Raw genomic sequence first — 14,255 nt, forward strand, 5'->3', positions numbered from 1 at the left:
GCCGGCTGACGACGGCCGGCTGACGGCCGACCGGAGCCCGGGTCCGGGTCCGGGTCCGCCCGGGACCCGGGCCGTCCGGGCCGGGTTCAGTTCTTGCGGTGGCCTATCAGCCGGGGCCTCGGCTCCAGACCGTCCAGCCCGTGCCACGCCAGATTCACCAGATGCGCCGCGACCTCCGCCTTCTTCGGGCGGCGGGCGTCCAGCCACCACTGGCCGGTCAGCGCCACCATCCCCACCAGCGCCTGCGCGTACAGCGGCGCCAGCTTCTGGTCGAAGCCCCGGTTCTTGAACTCCATCCCGAGGATGTCCTCGACCTGCGTGGCGATATCGCTGATCAGCGAGGCGAACGTGCCCGTGGACTGGGCCACGGGGGAGTCCCGCACCAGAATGCGGAAGCCGTCCGTGTACCGCTCGATGTAGTCCAGGAGGGCGAAGGCCGCCTGCTCCAGCAGCTCACGCGGATGGCCCGCCGTGAGCGCGCCCGTCACCATGTCCAGCAACTGGCGCATCTCGCGGTCGACCACCACCGCGTACAGCCCCTCCTTGCCGCCGAAGTGCTCGTACACCACCGGCTTGGAGACTCCGGCCTTCGCCGCGATCTCCTCCACCGACGTGCCCTCGAAGCCCTTGTCCGCGAAGAGGGTCCGGCCGATGTCCAGCAACTGCTCGCGGCGCTCCGCGCCGGTCATCCGCACCCGGCGCGTCCGCCGGCTGGACCGGTTCTTCTCCGTACCACTGCTGCCGTCGGTCGCCACGTCCTCCATCATGCCGTGTCGGCGGCGGGACCGGTGCGGCGGGCATCGATCCGGGAAGCGCTGGGCCAGCGGACGTCGTACGCCCAGCCCAGCCGCTCGAACCAGCGGATCAGCCGCGCGCTGGAGTCCACCTGGCCGCGCAGCACACCGTGCCGCGCGCTCGTCGGGTCCGCGTGGTGGAGGTTGTGCCAGGACTCACCGCACGAGAGCACCGCGAGCCACCACACATTGCCCGAGCGGTCGCGCGACTTGAACGGGCGCCTGCCGACCGCGTGGCAGATGGAATTGATCGACCAGGTCACATGGTGCAGCAGGGCCACCCGCACCAGGGAGCCCCAGAAGAACGCGGTGAACGCGCCCCACCACGACATCGTCACCAGACCGCCCACCAGCGGCGGGATCAGCAGCGACACCAGCGTCCACCACACGAAGTCGCGGGAGATCCGGCGCAGCGCCGGGTCCTTGATCAGATCCGGGGCGTACTTGTGCTGAGGGGTCTGCTCCTCGTCGAACAGCCAGCCGATATGGGCCCACCAGAGCCCCTTCATCAGCGCGGGCAGCGACTCGCCGAACCGCCAGGGCGAGTGGGGGTCGCCCTCCGCGTCCGAGAACTTGTGGTGCTTGCGGTGATCGGCCACCCAGCGCACCAGGGGGCCCTCCACCGCCAGCGACCCCGCGACGGCCAGCGCGATCCGCAGCGGGCGCTTCGCCTTGAAGGAACCATGGGTGAAGTACCGGTGGAAGCCGATGGTGATGCCGTGGCAGCCGATGAAGTACATCGCCACGAGCAGGCCGAGGTCCAGCCAGCTGACCCCCCGGCCCCAGGCCAGCGGAACCGCCGCGGCCAGGGCGAGGAAGGGCACCGTGATGAACAGCAGCAGCGCGATCTGCTCGACCGAACGCTTGCTGTCCCCGCCGAGTGTCGCCGAGGGGAGTCCGGCCGGGGCCGACTCCGGGGCGCCGTCCATCAGGTCGGGGCTTGTTGTCATAGTGAGGTCCCCTGGGGGGTGAGGGAGAGATGATCACGAGAGGCTACGCATGCGTAACCTACGGCGACGTAAGTATGTCAGCGCGCGGCCCCACGGCAAGGCCCTGTGGATAACCTCGGAACGGGGGACACCTATCCTGGGTCTCGTCGGACAGCGCGGTCCGCAGCCTCCAGTACCCCTCCAGACGTGCTCAAACACTGCAAGGAGCCGCACCTGTGAGCAGTGCCGACCAGACCCCGACGGCCAGCGCCGAACTCCGGGCCGACATCCGCCGACTGGGCGATCTCCTGGGCGAGACCATCGTCCGCCAGGAGGGCCCCGAACTGCTCGACCTCGTCGAGCGTGTCCGAGCTCTGACCCGCAGCGACGGTGAGGCCGCAGCCCAGCTGCTCGGCGACACCGATCTGGAGACCGCCGCCAAGCTGGTGCGCGCCTTCTCCACCTACTTCCACCTCGCCAACGTCACCGAGCAGGTGCACCGCGGCCACGAGATGCGCGAGCGCCGCGCCGCCGAGGGCAGCCTGCTGGCCCGCACGGCGGACCGGCTCAAGGACGCCGACCCCGAGCATCTGCGCCAGACCGTCAGGAACCTCAACGTCCGGCCCGTCTTCACCGCGCACCCCACCGAGGCCGCCCGGCGCTCGGTCCTCAACAAGCTCCGCCGGATCGCCGCCCTCCTCGACGCCCCGTCCAGCCCCGCCGACCGGCGCCGCTGCGATCTGCGGCTCGCCGAGAACATCGACCTCATCTGGCAGACCGACGAACTCCGGGTGGTCCGCCCCGAGCCCGCCGACGAGGCCCGGAACGCGATCTACTACCTCGACGAGCTGCACGCCGGCGCCGTCGGCGACGTCCTGGAGGACCTCGCCGCCGAGCTGGAGCGCGTCGGCGTCGAACTGCCCGCCGGGACCCGCCCGCTCACCTTCGGCACCTGGATCGGCGGCGACCGCGACGGCAACCCCAACGTCACCCCCGCGGTCACCCGCGAGGTGCTGATCCTCCAGCACGAGCACGGCATCACCGACGCGCTGGAGATCATCGACTCCCTGCGCGGACAGCTCTCCAACTCCATCCGCTACACCGGGGCCACCGAGGAACTCCTCACCTCCCTCCAGACCGATCTGGAGCGGCTCCCCGAGATCAGCCCCCGCTACAAGCGGCTCAACGCCGAGGAGCCCTACCGGCTCAAGGCCACCTGCATCCAGCAGAAGCTGGTCAACACCCGCGAGCGCCTCGCCAGGAACACCCCGCACGAGCCGGGCCGCGACTACCTCGGCACCGCCGAGCTGCTCACCGATCTCACCCTGATCCAGACCTCGCTGCGCGAGCACCGGGGCGGGCTGCTCGCCGACGGCCGCATGGACCGGACCATCCGTACCCTCGCGGCCTTCGGCCTCCAGCTCGCCACCATGGATGTGCGCGAGCACGCGGACGCCCACCACCACGCCCTCGGCCAGCTCTTCGACCGGCTCGGCGAGGAGTCCTGGCGGTACGCGGACATGCCGCGCGACTACCGGCAGAAGCTGCTCGCCAAGGAGCTGCGCTCGCGCCGGCCGCTCGCGCCGTCGCCCGCGCCGCTGGACGCGGCGGGACAGAAGACCCTCGGGGTCTTCCAGACGGTCAAGGAGGCGTTCGAGCGCTTCGGGCCCGAGGTCATCGAGTCGTACATCATCTCGATGTGCCAGGGCGCGGACGATGTCTTCGCCGCGGCCGTGCTGGCGCGCGAGGCCGGTCTGATCGACCTCCACTCGGGCTGGGCGAAGATCGGCATCGTCCCGCTCCTGGAGACCACGGACGAGCTGCGCGCGGCCGATGTGATCCTGGAGGGCATGCTCGCCGACCCCTCGTACCGCCGGCTCGTCTCGCTCCGGGGCGATGTCCAGGAGGTCATGCTCGGCTACTCCGACTCGTCCAAGTTCGGCGGCATCACCACCTCCCAGTGGGAGATCCACCGGGCCCAGCGCCGGCTGCGCGACGTGGCCCACCGCCACGGCGTGCGGCTGCGGCTCTTCCACGGCCGGGGCGGCACCGTCGGCCGCGGCGGCGGCCCCTCGCACGACGCGATCCTGGCGCAGCCCTGGGGCACGCTGGAGGGCGAGATCAAGGTGACCGAGCAGGGCGAGGTCATCTCCGACAAGTATCTGATCCCGTCGCTGGCCAGGGAGAACCTGGAGCTGACGGTCGCGGCCACGCTCCAGGCCTCGGCCCTGCACACCGCGCCCCGCCAGTCGTCGGAGGCGCTCGCCCGCTGGGACGCGGCGATGGACACCGTCTCGGACGCCGCCCACGCGGCGTACCGGGGTCTGGTGGACGACCCGGACCTGCCCGCGTACTTCTTCGCCTCCACCCCCGTCGACCAGCTCGCCGATCTCCACCTCGGCTCGCGCCCCTCGCGCCGCCCCGACAGCGGCGCGGGTCTGGACGGTCTGCGGGCCATTCCGTGGGTCTTCGGCTGGACGCAGTCCCGGCAGATCGTGCCGGGGTGGTACGGGGTCGGCTCGGGGCTCAAGGCGCTGCGGGAGGCCGGGCTCGACACGGTCCTCGACGAGATGCACGAGCACTGGCACTTCTTCCGCAACTTCATCGCCAATGTGGAGATGACGCTGGCGAAGACCGATCTGCGGATCGCCCGGCACTATGTGGACACCCTGGTCCCCGAGGAGCTGAAGCACGTCTTCGCCGGGATCGAGGCGGAGCACGCGCTCACCGTCGCCGAGGTCCTGCGGATCACCGGCGGGGAGCGGCTGCTGGACTCCAACCCGGTGCTCCAGCAGACCTTCGCGATCCGGGACGCCTATCTGGACCCGATCTCCTACCTCCAGGTCTCGCTGCTGGCCCGTCAGCGCGGGGCGGCGGCGGCGGGCGAGAGCCCCGATCCGCTGCTGGCGCGGGCGCTGCTGCTCACGGTGAACGGTGTCGCGGCGGGGCTGCGCAACACCGGCTGACCCGGTCACGGGGAAGGGGCCGCCCGGCGCGATCGAGCGCCGGGCGGCCCCTTCGCGCGGGTCCGCGCGGCCGGAGTCAGAGCGTGAGGAAGGCGCCCACCAGCACCGCGCCGCCGACGCCCGCCGTCACCCAGGCGAACCGGGGGAGCCGCATCCCGCCGCCTATGATCAGCGCCGCCAGGACCATCGCACCGCCGAGCGGCAGCCAGGCCTGGAAGACCCCGCCGGTGCCCCGGCGCACCACCTCGCTGGTGCCGGGCTTGACCACCACGGAGAGCGTCGCGCCCTCCTTGACGGCGAGCGACTTCTCCATCGTCATCCCGTTGCGGGTGCCGGCCGTGCCCTCGGGGTCGAAACGCCCGGTGCAGGTCTCGCCGTCGCAGCCGGTGACGGTGATCGTGCCGTGTTCCCGGCCCTTGGCGAGCATCACGTGCTGCGCCGTGCCCCACGACGACCAGCAGCCCGCGGTCAGCAGCAGCAGAGCGACCAGACCCATCGCCGTGCGGCGGCTGTAGAGGAGCATGCGACTCATGGGGCGCGATCCTTGGGCATCCGGCCGCGCCCGGTCAACTCACCGAGGCGACTTGGCGCCGCTTGTCAGGAGTTGTACGTCCCCTGGGCGCGCTCCAGACCGTCGAGGACCAGCGACTCCACCGCGTCGGCCGCGCGGTCCACGCCGTAGTCCAGCTCCTTGCGCTCGGTGGCGGAGAAGTCCTTGAGGACGAAGTCCGCGACCTGCATCCGGCCCGGCGGGCGGCCGATCCCGAACCGGACCCGGTGGTAGTCGGGGCCCAGGGACTTGGTCATCGACTTCAGCCCGTTGTGGCCGTTGTCCCCGCCGCCGAGCTTCAGCCGCAGGGTGCCGTAGTCGATGTCCAGCTCGTCGTGGACGGCCACGATGTGCGCGGTCGGGACCTTGTAGAAGTCCCGCAGCGCGGTGACGGGGCCACCGGAGAGGTTCATGAACGACAGCGGCTTGACCAGCACCACCCGGCGGCTGCCGGGGCCGGGCGGGCCGATCCGGGTCTCGACGACCTGGGCCTGGGCCTTCGGGGCCCGCTTGAAGCCCGCGCGGGCCCGCTCCGCGAGCAGGTCGGCGACCATGAAGCCCACATTGTGCCGGTTGCCGGCGTATCCGGGGCCGGGGTTGCCGAGACCCACGATCAGCCAGGGGGCGTTGGGGTCGGCGTCGGTCGTCGTCATCCGATGGTCTCCGTCCAGACATCAGAACAGCCGGAAACCCGGCCGCCGCCCGCACCGTGGGGTGCGGGCGGCGGCCGGGGAGAGCGGCTCCCGGGTCCCGGGGCGACCGGGGGCCGGGAGCGGTCCCGAGCGTCGGGGATCAGGCCTCGGCGGACTCGGACTCGGTCTCGGCGGCGGGCTCCTCGGCCTGCGCGGCCAGGACCTGGATCACCACGGTGTCCTCGTCGACGGCCAGCGTCGAACCGGAGGGCAGCGGGATGTCCTTGGCGAGGATGGAGGCACCGGCCTCCAGGCCCTGGATCGAGACCGTGACGGCCTCGGGGATGTGGGTGGCCTCGGCCTCGACGGGCAGGGTGTTGAGGACGTGCTCCACCAGGAAGCTGCCCGGGGCCAGGTCGCCCTCGGTGTGGACCGGGATCTCGACCGTGACCTTCTCGCCGCGCTTGACCAGCAGCAGGTCGACGTGCTCCAGGGAGCCCTTCAGCGGGTCGCGCTGCACGGCCTTCGGGATGGCCAGCTCGTTGCGGCCGTCGATCGAGAGGGCGAGCAGCACATTGGAGGTGCGGAGGGCGAGCAGCAGCTCGTGGCCCGGCAGGGTGATGTGGACCGGGTCGGTGCCGTGGCCGTAGAGCACACCGGGAACCTTGTTGTCGCGGCGGACGCGGCGGGACGCGCCCTTGCCGAACTCGGTACGGAGCTCGGCGGCGAGCTTCACCTCAGACATGTGCACTCCTCGTGTGGCAGACGGATCTGATGGTCACCCGGCCACGAATGGCCTGCTACGCCTGCTGCGAAGAGCGCGTCGATAACGGACCGCCGCACCGAATGTGCGGCCTCCCTCGCCGAGCAACTCGGACAGTCTACCGGGGCCCCTCCCGCTCCACCCAATCGATCAAGCGGGGCCCGGCGCCGGGCCGGCGGGAGCGCCCCCGGCGCGGGGCAGGACAGAGGGCCGTGACCCGGAGGTCACGGCCCTCTGTCCCGTGGTCGGTCGACGACCGGGGTCAGACCTGGATCAGGCCCCGATCAGAACTGCTCCTCGAAGAGGCTGGTCACCGAGCCGTCCTCGAAGACCTCGCGCACGGCGCGGGCGATCGTCGGCGCCATCGAGAGCACCGTGATCTTGTCCAGCTCCAGCTCGCCCGGGGTCGGCAGGGTGTTCGTCAGCACGAACTCGCTGACCTTGGAGTTCTTCAGCCGGTCGGCGGCCGGGCCGGAGAGGACTCCGTGGGTGGCCGTCACGATGACGTCCTCGGCGCCGTTGGCGAAGAGGGCGTCGGCGGCGGCGCAGATGGTGCCACCGGTGTCGATCATGTCGTCGACCAGCACACAGACCCGGCCCTCGACATTGCCGACGACCTCGTGGACGGTCACCTGGTTGGCGACGTCCTTGTCACGGCGCTTGTGCACGATGGCCAGCGGCGCGCCGAGGCGGTCGCACCAGCGGTCGGCCACGCGCACCCGGCCGGCGTCCGGGGAGACGACGGTGAGCTTGGTGGGGTCCACCTTGGCGGCGACGTAGTCCGCGAGGACCGGCAGCGCGAAGAGATGGTCCACCGGGCCGTCGAAGAAGCCCTGGATCTGGTCGGTGTGGAGATCGACGGTGAGAATCCGGTCCGCGCCGGCCGTCTTCATCAGATCGGCCACCAGACGGGCGGAGATCGGCTCACGGCCGCGGTGCTTCTTGTCCTGGCGGGCGTACCCGTAGAACGGCACGATCACGGTGATGCTCCGGGCCGAGGCCCGCTTCAGCGCATCGATCATGATCAGCTGTTCCATGATCCACTTATTGATGGGAGCCGTGTGGCTCTGCATCAGGAAGCAGTCGGCGCCGCGGGCGGACTCCTGGAAACGGACGTAGATCTCGCCGTTCGCGAAGTCGAAGGCCTTGGTCGGCACCAGGGTGACACCCAGTTGATGTGCGACTTCCTCGGCCAGCTCGGGGTGGGCGCGGCCGGAGAAGAGCATGAGTTTCTTCTCGCCGGTCGTCTTGATCCCGGTCACAGCACTGTCTCCTCAGAGGGTGTTCTCTGGCCGCGGGGGTGTGGGGAGCGCGAGCCAGCCGAATTTATGTGCACGTATCACGGTACGCCCAGTTCGGGATACCTGGTTTCGGTCAGTTCTGGTCGGTGGCGGGTTCCGCCGCGGCTGCGGCGGCCTGTGCGGCGGCGCTGCCGGGTCGCTTACGGGCCACCCAGCCCTCGATATTCCGCTGCTGGCCCCGGGCGACGGCCAGTGAACCGGCCGGTACGTCCTTGGTGATGACGGAGCCGGCGGCGGTGTAGGCGCCGTCCCCGACCGTGACCGGTGCCACAAACATGTTGTCCGAGCCGGTCTTGCAGTGGGAGCCGATCGTCGTGTGGTGCTTGGCTTCCCCGTCGTAGTTCACGAACACGCTGGCGGCGCCGATGTTCGTGTGGTCGCCGATCGTCGCGTCGCCGACATACGACAGGTGGGGGACCTTGGTGCCCTCTCCGATCGTGGCGTTCTTCATCTCGACATAGGTCCCGGCCTTGGCCCTGGTGCCCAGCCGGGTGCCGGGGCGCAGATAGGCGTACGGACCGACCGTCGCGCCGGCGCCGACCTCGGCGGACTCCGCGACGGCGTTGTCCACGCGGGCGCCGTTGCCCACGGTGGTGTCCTTCAGACGGGTGTTGGGGCCGACCTCGGCGCCCTCGCCGAGGTGGGTGGCGCCCAGGAGCTGGGTGCCGGGGTGGACGATGGCGTCGGGCTCGAAGGTGACGGTGACATCGATGAGGACCGAGGACGGGTCGATCACGGTGACTCCGGCCAGCATGGCCTGCTTCAGCAGCCGCTCATTGAGCAGGGTGCGGGCCTCCGCGAGCTGTACGCGGTTGTTGATGCCGAGGATCTCACGGTGGTCGCCCGCGACGGAAGCGCCGACGCGGTGGCCGGCCTCCCGCAGTATGCCCAGGACGTCGGTGAGGTACTCCTCGCCCTGGCTGTTGTCGGTCCGCACCTTGCCGAGCGCGTCCACGAGGAGCTGCCCGTCGAAGGCGAAGACCCCGGAGTTGATCTCCCGGATGGCGAGCTGCGCCGGGGTGGCGTCCTTGTGCTCGACGATCGCGGTGACGGCGCCGTTGGCGGTGTCGCGGACGATCCGGCCGTAGCCGGTGGAGTCGGGGACCTCGGCGGTCAGCACGGTGACGGCGTTGCCGTCGGCGGCGTGCGCGGCGGCGAGGGCGGTGAGGGTCTCGCCGGAGAGCAGCGGGGTGTCCCCGCAGACCACGACGACCGTGCCGTCGAGGTCGGCGTCGAGCTGGTCGAGGCCGGTGCGGACGGCGTGCCCGGTGCCCTTCTGCTCCGCCTGGAAGGCGGTGCGGGTGCCGGGGTACGCGGCGGCGAGATGCCCCTCGACCCGCTCGCTGGCGTGGCCGACGACCACGACGAGGTGCCGGGGGTCCAGCTCGCGGGCGGCGCAGACGACATGTCCGACGAGCGAGCGCCCGCAGATGTCATGCAGAACCTTGGGGGTCTTCGACTTCATACGGGTGCCTTCACCCGCTGCGAGAACGACGACGGCTGCCGGGCGGTTGGCGCTCACGGGAATGCCCTTCGGCTTCGGGTGGTGGACATCCGAAGGATACCGGGGCGTTTACCGGGGGAAATGAAGGGCGGGGCCGGACCGGCGGGGTCGGCTGTACGGGCCACCGAGTGAGGGGTGGGAGGCTCCCCCGCCAGGACTCGAACCCGGACAAATGGCACCAAAAGCCACTGTGCTGCCAATTACACCACGGGGGACAGCGGAGCCGGGTGACACCGATCACGGTGACCGGGCTCTCCGACCAGCAACCCACACTATGCCGTAACACCCGCCTCTCCCGCGACGGTACTTGTCCGCACGTTGCCGGGGACGTGCCGCCCCCGGCCGCCGGAAACCACCGGGAAAACCACCCGCGCGCGCCCGTAGGCTGAAGGACATGACCACAACGGGGGCACACCAGGACGGCACGGGCACGACCACCCGTGGCGTGCTGTGGTGGGGACGGCGGCGCAGTGTCGCACTGGACGTGGGGCTCGGGCTGTTCTCCGCCGTCGAGTGCGCGGTCGAGGGAGCGGTGTTCGCGGAGAGAACCGCGCTGCCGCTGCCGCTCGGCGCGCTCTTCGGGCTGCTGGTCGGCGCCGTGCTGGTGGTACGGAGGCGCTGGCCGATCGCGGTCGTCCTCGTGGGGGTGGCGGCCACGCCCGCCGAGATGGGCTACCTCATGGGGATCGTCGGGCTGTACACGCTCGCCGCGTCCGAGGTGCCGCGCCGGATCATCGCCACCCTCTCCGGGATGTCGCTGATCGCGACGCTGATCGTGAGTTTCGTGCGGGTCCGCCAGGACGTCGCCGCCTCCGGGCTCGCCGACCCCGGCGCCTGGTACGTACCGCTGATGTCGACCTTCGTCGCGGTCGGTGTGACCATGCCGCCGGTCCTCTTCGGTCTCTACATCGGCGCCCGGCGCCGGCTCATGGAGAGCCTGCGGGAGCGCGCCGACAGCCTGGAGCAGGAGCTGTCGCTGCTCGCCGACCGCGCCGAGCAGCGGGCGCAGTGGGCGCGCACCGAGGAGCGGACCCGGATCGCCCGCGAGATGCACGATGTCGTCGCGCACCGGGTCAGCCTGATGGTCGTCCACGCGGCGGCGCTCCAGGCGGTCGCGCTCAAGGACCCGCAGAAGGCGGTGAAGAACGCCGCGCTGGTCGGGGACATGGGCCGGCAGGCCCTGACCGAGCTGCGCGAGATGCTCGGGGTGCTGCGCACGGGCGACGGGGAACAGCGCGCCGCCGCGCCGGTGCCGCTCGCCGCCGTGGGGGCCGCCGCCGCCGCTGCCGCCGCCGCGGCGGCCGATGACGGGCCCTGCATCGCCGATGTCGGCGATCTCGTCGGGCAGTCCCGCCAGGCGGGGATGGTGGTGGAGCTGGCGGTGCACGGAGGGGTGCGGGAGTACGCCCCCGAGGTGGAGCAGACCGCCTACCGGGTGGTGCAGGAGGCCCTGACCAATGTCCACAAGCACGCCGCCGGCGCGAAGGTGATGGTGCGGCTGGCGCACCGCGATGCGGAGTTCGCGATGCAGGTGGAGAACGGGGCGCCGGGGGCGGCGGGGAGCGGGGTGGGCGCGGGGCTGCCCAGCGGGGGGAACGGGTTGGTGGGGATGCGGGAGAGGGTGCTGGCGCTGGGCGGGGTGTTCGTCTCGGGGCCCACCGAATCCGGTGGTTTCCGCGTCTCCGCCGTCCTCCCGGCGCCCTAGCGTCTCTTTTCCTTCGGATCCCGCCGGGCCCGCGGGCCCTGGCGCCGGACCCCGCTCACCGGTCCGGTCCGGTCCGGTCCGATCCGGTCCGATCCAGTCCGGTCCGATCCGGTCGGGGAGGGAAACCCCCTAGCCGGTGAGGCGGGGAGGCTGGAGGCCGGTGATCAAGGTGGTGAGGGCGCGGTCGATGTCCGGGCCCAGATACCAGTCCCCCGCGTGATCCACGCAGTACACCCGCCCCTCCGCGTCCACCGCCAGCACCCCACCCCCTCCCTCTTCCCCTTCCCCTTCCCCCTCCACTCCCAGCGGAGCCATCTCCGCCCCCACCGCCCTCCCCAGATCCCCCAGCGTCCGCGCCATGTGCAGCCCCGCCAGCGGCTGCATCCGCACCACCGGCGGCGCGCACTGCCGCCCCGGCCCCAGCCCCGCGATCCGCAGATCGCCGAATTCCGCCCACACCTCCACCGCCGCCGGGAAGACGGCGTGCCGGTGCCCCGCCGGGGACTCGTACCCGCGCAGGGTGTCCGCCCAGTGCTCGGCCAGCTTGATGTCCCAGCGGCCCGGCACCCACCCCGCCTCGCGCAGTGCCGCGTCGACAGCGACGGGGAAACGGGTCGTACTCAGATTCTCGGGCATCGGTGCGGGATCAGCCGTTCGTGGAGTCGGTCGCGGCCGGGTTCACTGCCCGTACCCCGAAGTGGTTGAGCATCGCCGTACAGGAGCGGCACGGCGGCGCGTACGTACCGTGCAGCGGATCTCCGTCCTCGCGGATTCTGCGCGCCGTCAGCTTCGCCTGCTTCAGCGCGCGCTTGGCCTCCCCGTACGTCAGCGGTCTGCGCCGGGCCCGCTTGGAGCGGTTGCCCTCGGCCGCCGTCAGATGGCGCGACAGCAGGATCGCCTCCGGGCAGCGCCCGGTGAAGCGTTCCCGCTGGCCGCTGGTGAGCGTGGACAGGAAGTCCTGGACGAGAGGGTGGAGCACCGGGGCCCGGTCACCCTTCCCGGCGGTCGACTTGAGCGTCTCCCCGCGCACGGAGAGCGCCGCCGCGACAGCGGGCAGAATCCCGTCCCGGCGCTGGCTGAGCGCGGGCGGGCCGGTCTCCTCGGCGCTGCTCCAGCTGAGACGAGGATCACCCGCCGTGGCCGGAGTACCTGATTGCGCAGTGTGCATGGTGCTTTTGTCCCTCCCCACACTCCCCCGAAGTGAAGGAACAGCGTGCCAAATGCGGCGCAGAGTGTGGAAGCTGGGTAGCTGAATCGTGTGAGTCCGCCGGTGTTCGGTCACTCCGCCGTGACCATTCGTGACCATGCGTTCGGGCGCGCGCGGCCCCGCCCGGAGCACCGGCGCTCCCCGCACCCCCACCGCTTAGGCTGTCCCGGACAGCCGGAAGCCAGCAGGGGGCGGATCGCCATGACGACAGGTGGGCAAGGGCTCGGGGCACCCCCCGGCCCCCGGACCTCGGGCGCCGGGGCACCCGTCACGCCGCCGAACGCGGCCTACGCCGGCCAGACCGTGCACTTCCCCGATCCGGTACGGGCGGCCCGCCACCCCCGGGGCGTCCGCGTGGACGCCGACGGCTACCCGGACTTCTCGCCGTACGCCCGCGCCGCCGCCGAGATCGCCGAGCCCCCGGCCGGATTCGGCGTCGACGAACTGCGGCTCACCGACTACGTATCGGCCAACGCCGCCCTGCACGCCTCCCGCCACACCCTCTGGGACACCATCCCCGCCGTCGCCACCCCGCACGGCTGGACCTGGCACCACGCGCGCGGCACCCGGCGGCTCGAACTGATCCCGGTCGAGGTCAAGGCGCTGCTGCGGCACCACGGCGGCATCGCGACCTCCACCGTCGACCAGGAGAAGCGCGGCACCCGCCCGCTCCAGGAGACCCGGCCCGCGCACTTCGGGCTGCCCCGGGGCGCCCTCTCCGTCACCGAGCAGCAACTGCTCGGCGTGGAGGAGGACCTCGGCTACCGGCTGCCCGGCGCCTACCGCTCCTTCCTCAAGGCAGCGGGCGGCTGCGCCCCCGTCGGCGCCGCGCTCGACGCGGAGCTGGGGCTCCTGGTGGACCAGCCGTTTCTGACGGTCCGCGACGAGGCCGCCGTCAACGACCTCGTGTACGCGAACAAGTGCCTGCGCGACCATCTGACCAAGGACTACCTGGGCGTCGGGTTCGTCCAGGGCGGCATCCTGGCGGTGAAGGTCAGGGGCGCGTCGATCGGTTCGGTCTGGTTCTGCCCCTACGACGACGGGCGCGACCGCGACGGCTGGAACGTCCAGCAGCGCGTGGACCGGCTGCTGCTGCCGTGCGGCGACGACTTCGACGGTTTCCTCGGGCGCCTCGCCGGCAACCCGCCCGAGCTGGAGACCGTGGCCAATCTGATGGTGGACGGCGGCTTCGCGCGCGCCGTGCCCCTCCCGGACGGGGAGTGACGCTCCGATGGTGACGTTCGCACAGGCGCAGGAGCGCGCGGAAGAGTGGGTCAACGGCGATGTGCCGCCCTACCAGCACCGGGAGGTGCGGGTGCGGGAGTTCGGCCTCGGCTTCGTCCTCTGGGCGGAGGACCGCGAGGGCGGGGTGCGCTCGGACGGCGGACAGCTGCGGCTGGTGATCGCCCGCGACAGCGGGGAGGCCACCCTGTGGCCCGGGCTGCCGGTGGGCGAGGTGATCAGGCGGTACGAGGAGGAGTACGGCGCGCCCGCCGTCCCGGCCGAGTCCGCCCCGGGCCCGGCGCAGCGGCGGATCGATCTGAACCAGACCTCCTTCCTGCTCACCCCGCCGGAGTGGCTCCAGGAGGCGGCCGACCGGCTGGGGGAGCCGGAGACGCCCGCCGCCACTCCTGCCGCGCCCGCTGGTTCCGCTGTTTCCGCTGCTCCGGACAGGCCGGACAGGCCGGACAGGCCGGACGACGACTGGCCGGTCGCCCCGCCGGCCCCGCGCGATCCGGCCGCCCTGCCCAACGCCTCCCAGGCGGGCGGGGGGCCGCTCGCCGCGGAGGCGTCCCCGACCCCGCCCGGCGGCTCGCCCGGCGCGGGAGCCCCCGGCTCCCTCGGCGCCGGACTCCCCCCGCCCGGGGCGCCCGCGGGGGGTGGGGAGTGGACACCTCGTAACA

General features: G+C 71.9%; 13 protein-coding genes and 1 tRNA gene. 4 read left to right on the forward strand and 10 right to left on the reverse strand.

Annotation, left to right across the window (positions count from 1 at the left end):
• Nucleotides 1-86: 86 nt before the first annotated feature.
• Together ABT122_RS27880 and ABT122_RS27885 are read right to left on the reverse strand one after the other, a co-directional pair.
• Nucleotides 87-764, reverse strand: coding sequence for a TetR family transcriptional regulator (locus tag ABT122_RS27880; protein WP_351557937.1), 678 nt, complete (start codon nt 762-764; stop codon nt 87-89).
• On the reverse strand, nt 764-1,744 hold the full coding sequence (locus ABT122_RS27885) for an acyl-CoA desaturase (RefSeq protein WP_351557916.1): 981 nt from the start codon (nt 1,742-1,744) through the stop codon (nt 764-766). Before ABT122_RS27885 ends, ABT122_RS27880 begins: the two co-directional genes overlap by 1 nt.
• Nucleotides 1,745-1,959: 215 nt before the next feature.
• Here ABT122_RS27885 and ppc point away from each other — a divergent pair, with 215 nt between their 5' ends.
• Nucleotides 1,960-4,689, forward strand: a complete 2,730-nt coding sequence (gene ppc, locus ABT122_RS27890; RefSeq protein ID WP_351557918.1) for a phosphoenolpyruvate carboxylase — start codon at nt 1,960-1,962, stop codon at nt 4,687-4,689.
• 76 nt (nt 4,690-4,765) lie between these two features.
• On the opposite strand, the gene ABT122_RS27895 is transcribed toward ppc, so the two are convergent.
• The 6 genes from ABT122_RS27895 to ABT122_RS27920 all read right to left on the reverse strand — a co-directional run bounded on the left by ABT122_RS27895 (nt 4,766) and on the right by ABT122_RS27920 (nt 9,654).
• Entirely contained in the window at nt 4,766-5,221 is a 456-nt protein-coding gene (locus tag ABT122_RS27895) for a hypothetical protein (RefSeq protein WP_351557920.1), read from the reverse strand.
• A gap of 65 nt (nt 5,222-5,286) precedes the next feature.
• Entirely contained in the window at nt 5,287-5,892 is a 606-nt protein-coding gene (pth, locus tag ABT122_RS27900; protein WP_351557922.1) for an aminoacyl-tRNA hydrolase, read from the reverse strand.
• Nucleotides 5,893-6,031: 139 nt separating this feature from the next.
• Entirely contained in the window at nt 6,032-6,616 is a 585-nt protein-coding gene (locus tag ABT122_RS27905; RefSeq protein WP_351557924.1) for a 50S ribosomal protein L25/general stress protein Ctc, read from the reverse strand.
• A 302-nt stretch (nt 6,617-6,918) separates the two neighbouring features.
• Entirely contained in the window at nt 6,919-7,896 is a 978-nt protein-coding gene (locus tag ABT122_RS27910) for a ribose-phosphate diphosphokinase (RefSeq protein WP_351557926.1), read from the reverse strand.
• 112 nt (nt 7,897-8,008) lie between these two features.
• Nucleotides 8,009-9,457 carry a bifunctional UDP-N-acetylglucosamine diphosphorylase/glucosamine-1-phosphate N-acetyltransferase GlmU gene (glmU, locus tag ABT122_RS27915; RefSeq protein ID WP_351557927.1) on the reverse strand — a complete coding sequence of 483 codons (1,449 nt, stop codon included), beginning with the start codon at nt 9,455-9,457 and terminating at the stop codon, nt 8,009-8,011.
• A gap of 125 nt (nt 9,458-9,582) precedes the next feature.
• A tRNA-Gln gene (locus tag ABT122_RS27920) sits at nt 9,583-9,654 on the reverse strand.
• Between the two features lie 179 nt (nt 9,655-9,833).
• Between ABT122_RS27920 and ABT122_RS27925 the strand changes: the two genes are divergently transcribed.
• Nucleotides 9,834-11,144 carry a sensor histidine kinase gene (locus ABT122_RS27925; protein ID WP_351557929.1) on the forward strand — a complete coding sequence of 437 codons (1,311 nt, stop codon included), beginning with the start codon at nt 9,834-9,836 and terminating at the stop codon, nt 11,142-11,144.
• A 129-nt stretch (nt 11,145-11,273) separates the two neighbouring features.
• Here ABT122_RS27925 and ABT122_RS27930 read toward each other — a convergent pair whose 3' ends face one another.
• Nucleotides 11,274-11,780 (reverse strand): SUKH-3 domain-containing protein, encoded by a 507-nt coding sequence (locus ABT122_RS27930; protein ID WP_351557931.1) that lies wholly within the window; start codon nt 11,778-11,780, stop codon nt 11,274-11,276.
• Nucleotides 11,781-11,790: 10 nt separating this feature from the next.
• The gene (locus ABT122_RS27935) at nt 11,791-12,312 is read right to left on the reverse strand and encodes a YwqJ-related putative deaminase (RefSeq protein ID WP_351557933.1); all 522 of its coding nucleotides are present in this window, start codon (nt 12,310-12,312) and stop codon (nt 11,791-11,793) included.
• 240 nt (nt 12,313-12,552) lie between these two features.
• On the opposite strand from ABT122_RS27935, the gene ABT122_RS27940 reads away from it, so the two are divergent.
• Nucleotides 12,553-13,575, forward strand: a complete 1,023-nt coding sequence (locus ABT122_RS27940) for an HNH endonuclease (RefSeq protein ID WP_351557935.1) — start codon at nt 12,553-12,555, stop codon at nt 13,573-13,575.
• Between the two features lie 7 nt (nt 13,576-13,582).
• Nucleotides 13,583-14,255 (forward strand): SUKH-4 family immunity protein (locus ABT122_RS27945; RefSeq protein WP_502976214.1); only part of this gene is annotated, 673 nt, incomplete at its 3' end.

This window comes from Streptomyces sp. NPDC001985 (assembly GCF_040296845.1).
Taxonomy (GTDB): domain Bacteria; phylum Actinomycetota; class Actinomycetes; order Streptomycetales; family Streptomycetaceae; genus Streptomyces.

What these genes read in the sequence shown, in the direction of transcription:
- ABT122_RS27880 (WP_351557937.1), bottom strand. Translation starts at nt 764, where the DNA reads ATGGAGGACGTGGCGACCGACGGCAGCAGTGGTACGGAGAAGAACCGG.
- ABT122_RS27885 (WP_351557916.1), bottom strand. Translation starts at nt 1,744, where the DNA reads ATGACAACAAGCCCCGACCTGATGGACGGCGCCCCGGAGTCGGCCCCG.
- ABT122_RS27895 (WP_351557920.1), bottom strand. Translation starts at nt 5,221, where the DNA reads ATGAGTCGCATGCTCCTCTACAGCCGCCGCACGGCGATGGGTCTGGTC.
- pth (WP_351557922.1), bottom strand. Translation starts at nt 5,892, where the DNA reads ATGACGACGACCGACGCCGACCCCAACGCCCCCTGGCTGATCGTGGGT.
- ABT122_RS27905 (WP_351557924.1), bottom strand. Translation starts at nt 6,616, where the DNA reads ATGTCTGAGGTGAAGCTCGCCGCCGAGCTCCGTACCGAGTTCGGCAAG.
- ABT122_RS27925 (WP_351557929.1), top strand. Translation starts at nt 9,834, where the DNA reads ATGACCACAACGGGGGCACACCAGGACGGCACGGGCACGACCACCCGT.
- ABT122_RS27930 (WP_351557931.1), bottom strand. Translation starts at nt 11,780, where the DNA reads ATGCCCGAGAATCTGAGTACGACCCGTTTCCCCGTCGCTGTCGACGCG.
- ABT122_RS27935 (WP_351557933.1), bottom strand. Translation starts at nt 12,312, where the DNA reads ATGCACACTGCGCAATCAGGTACTCCGGCCACGGCGGGTGATCCTCGT.
- ABT122_RS27940 (WP_351557935.1), top strand. Translation starts at nt 12,553, where the DNA reads ATGACGACAGGTGGGCAAGGGCTCGGGGCACCCCCCGGCCCCCGGACC.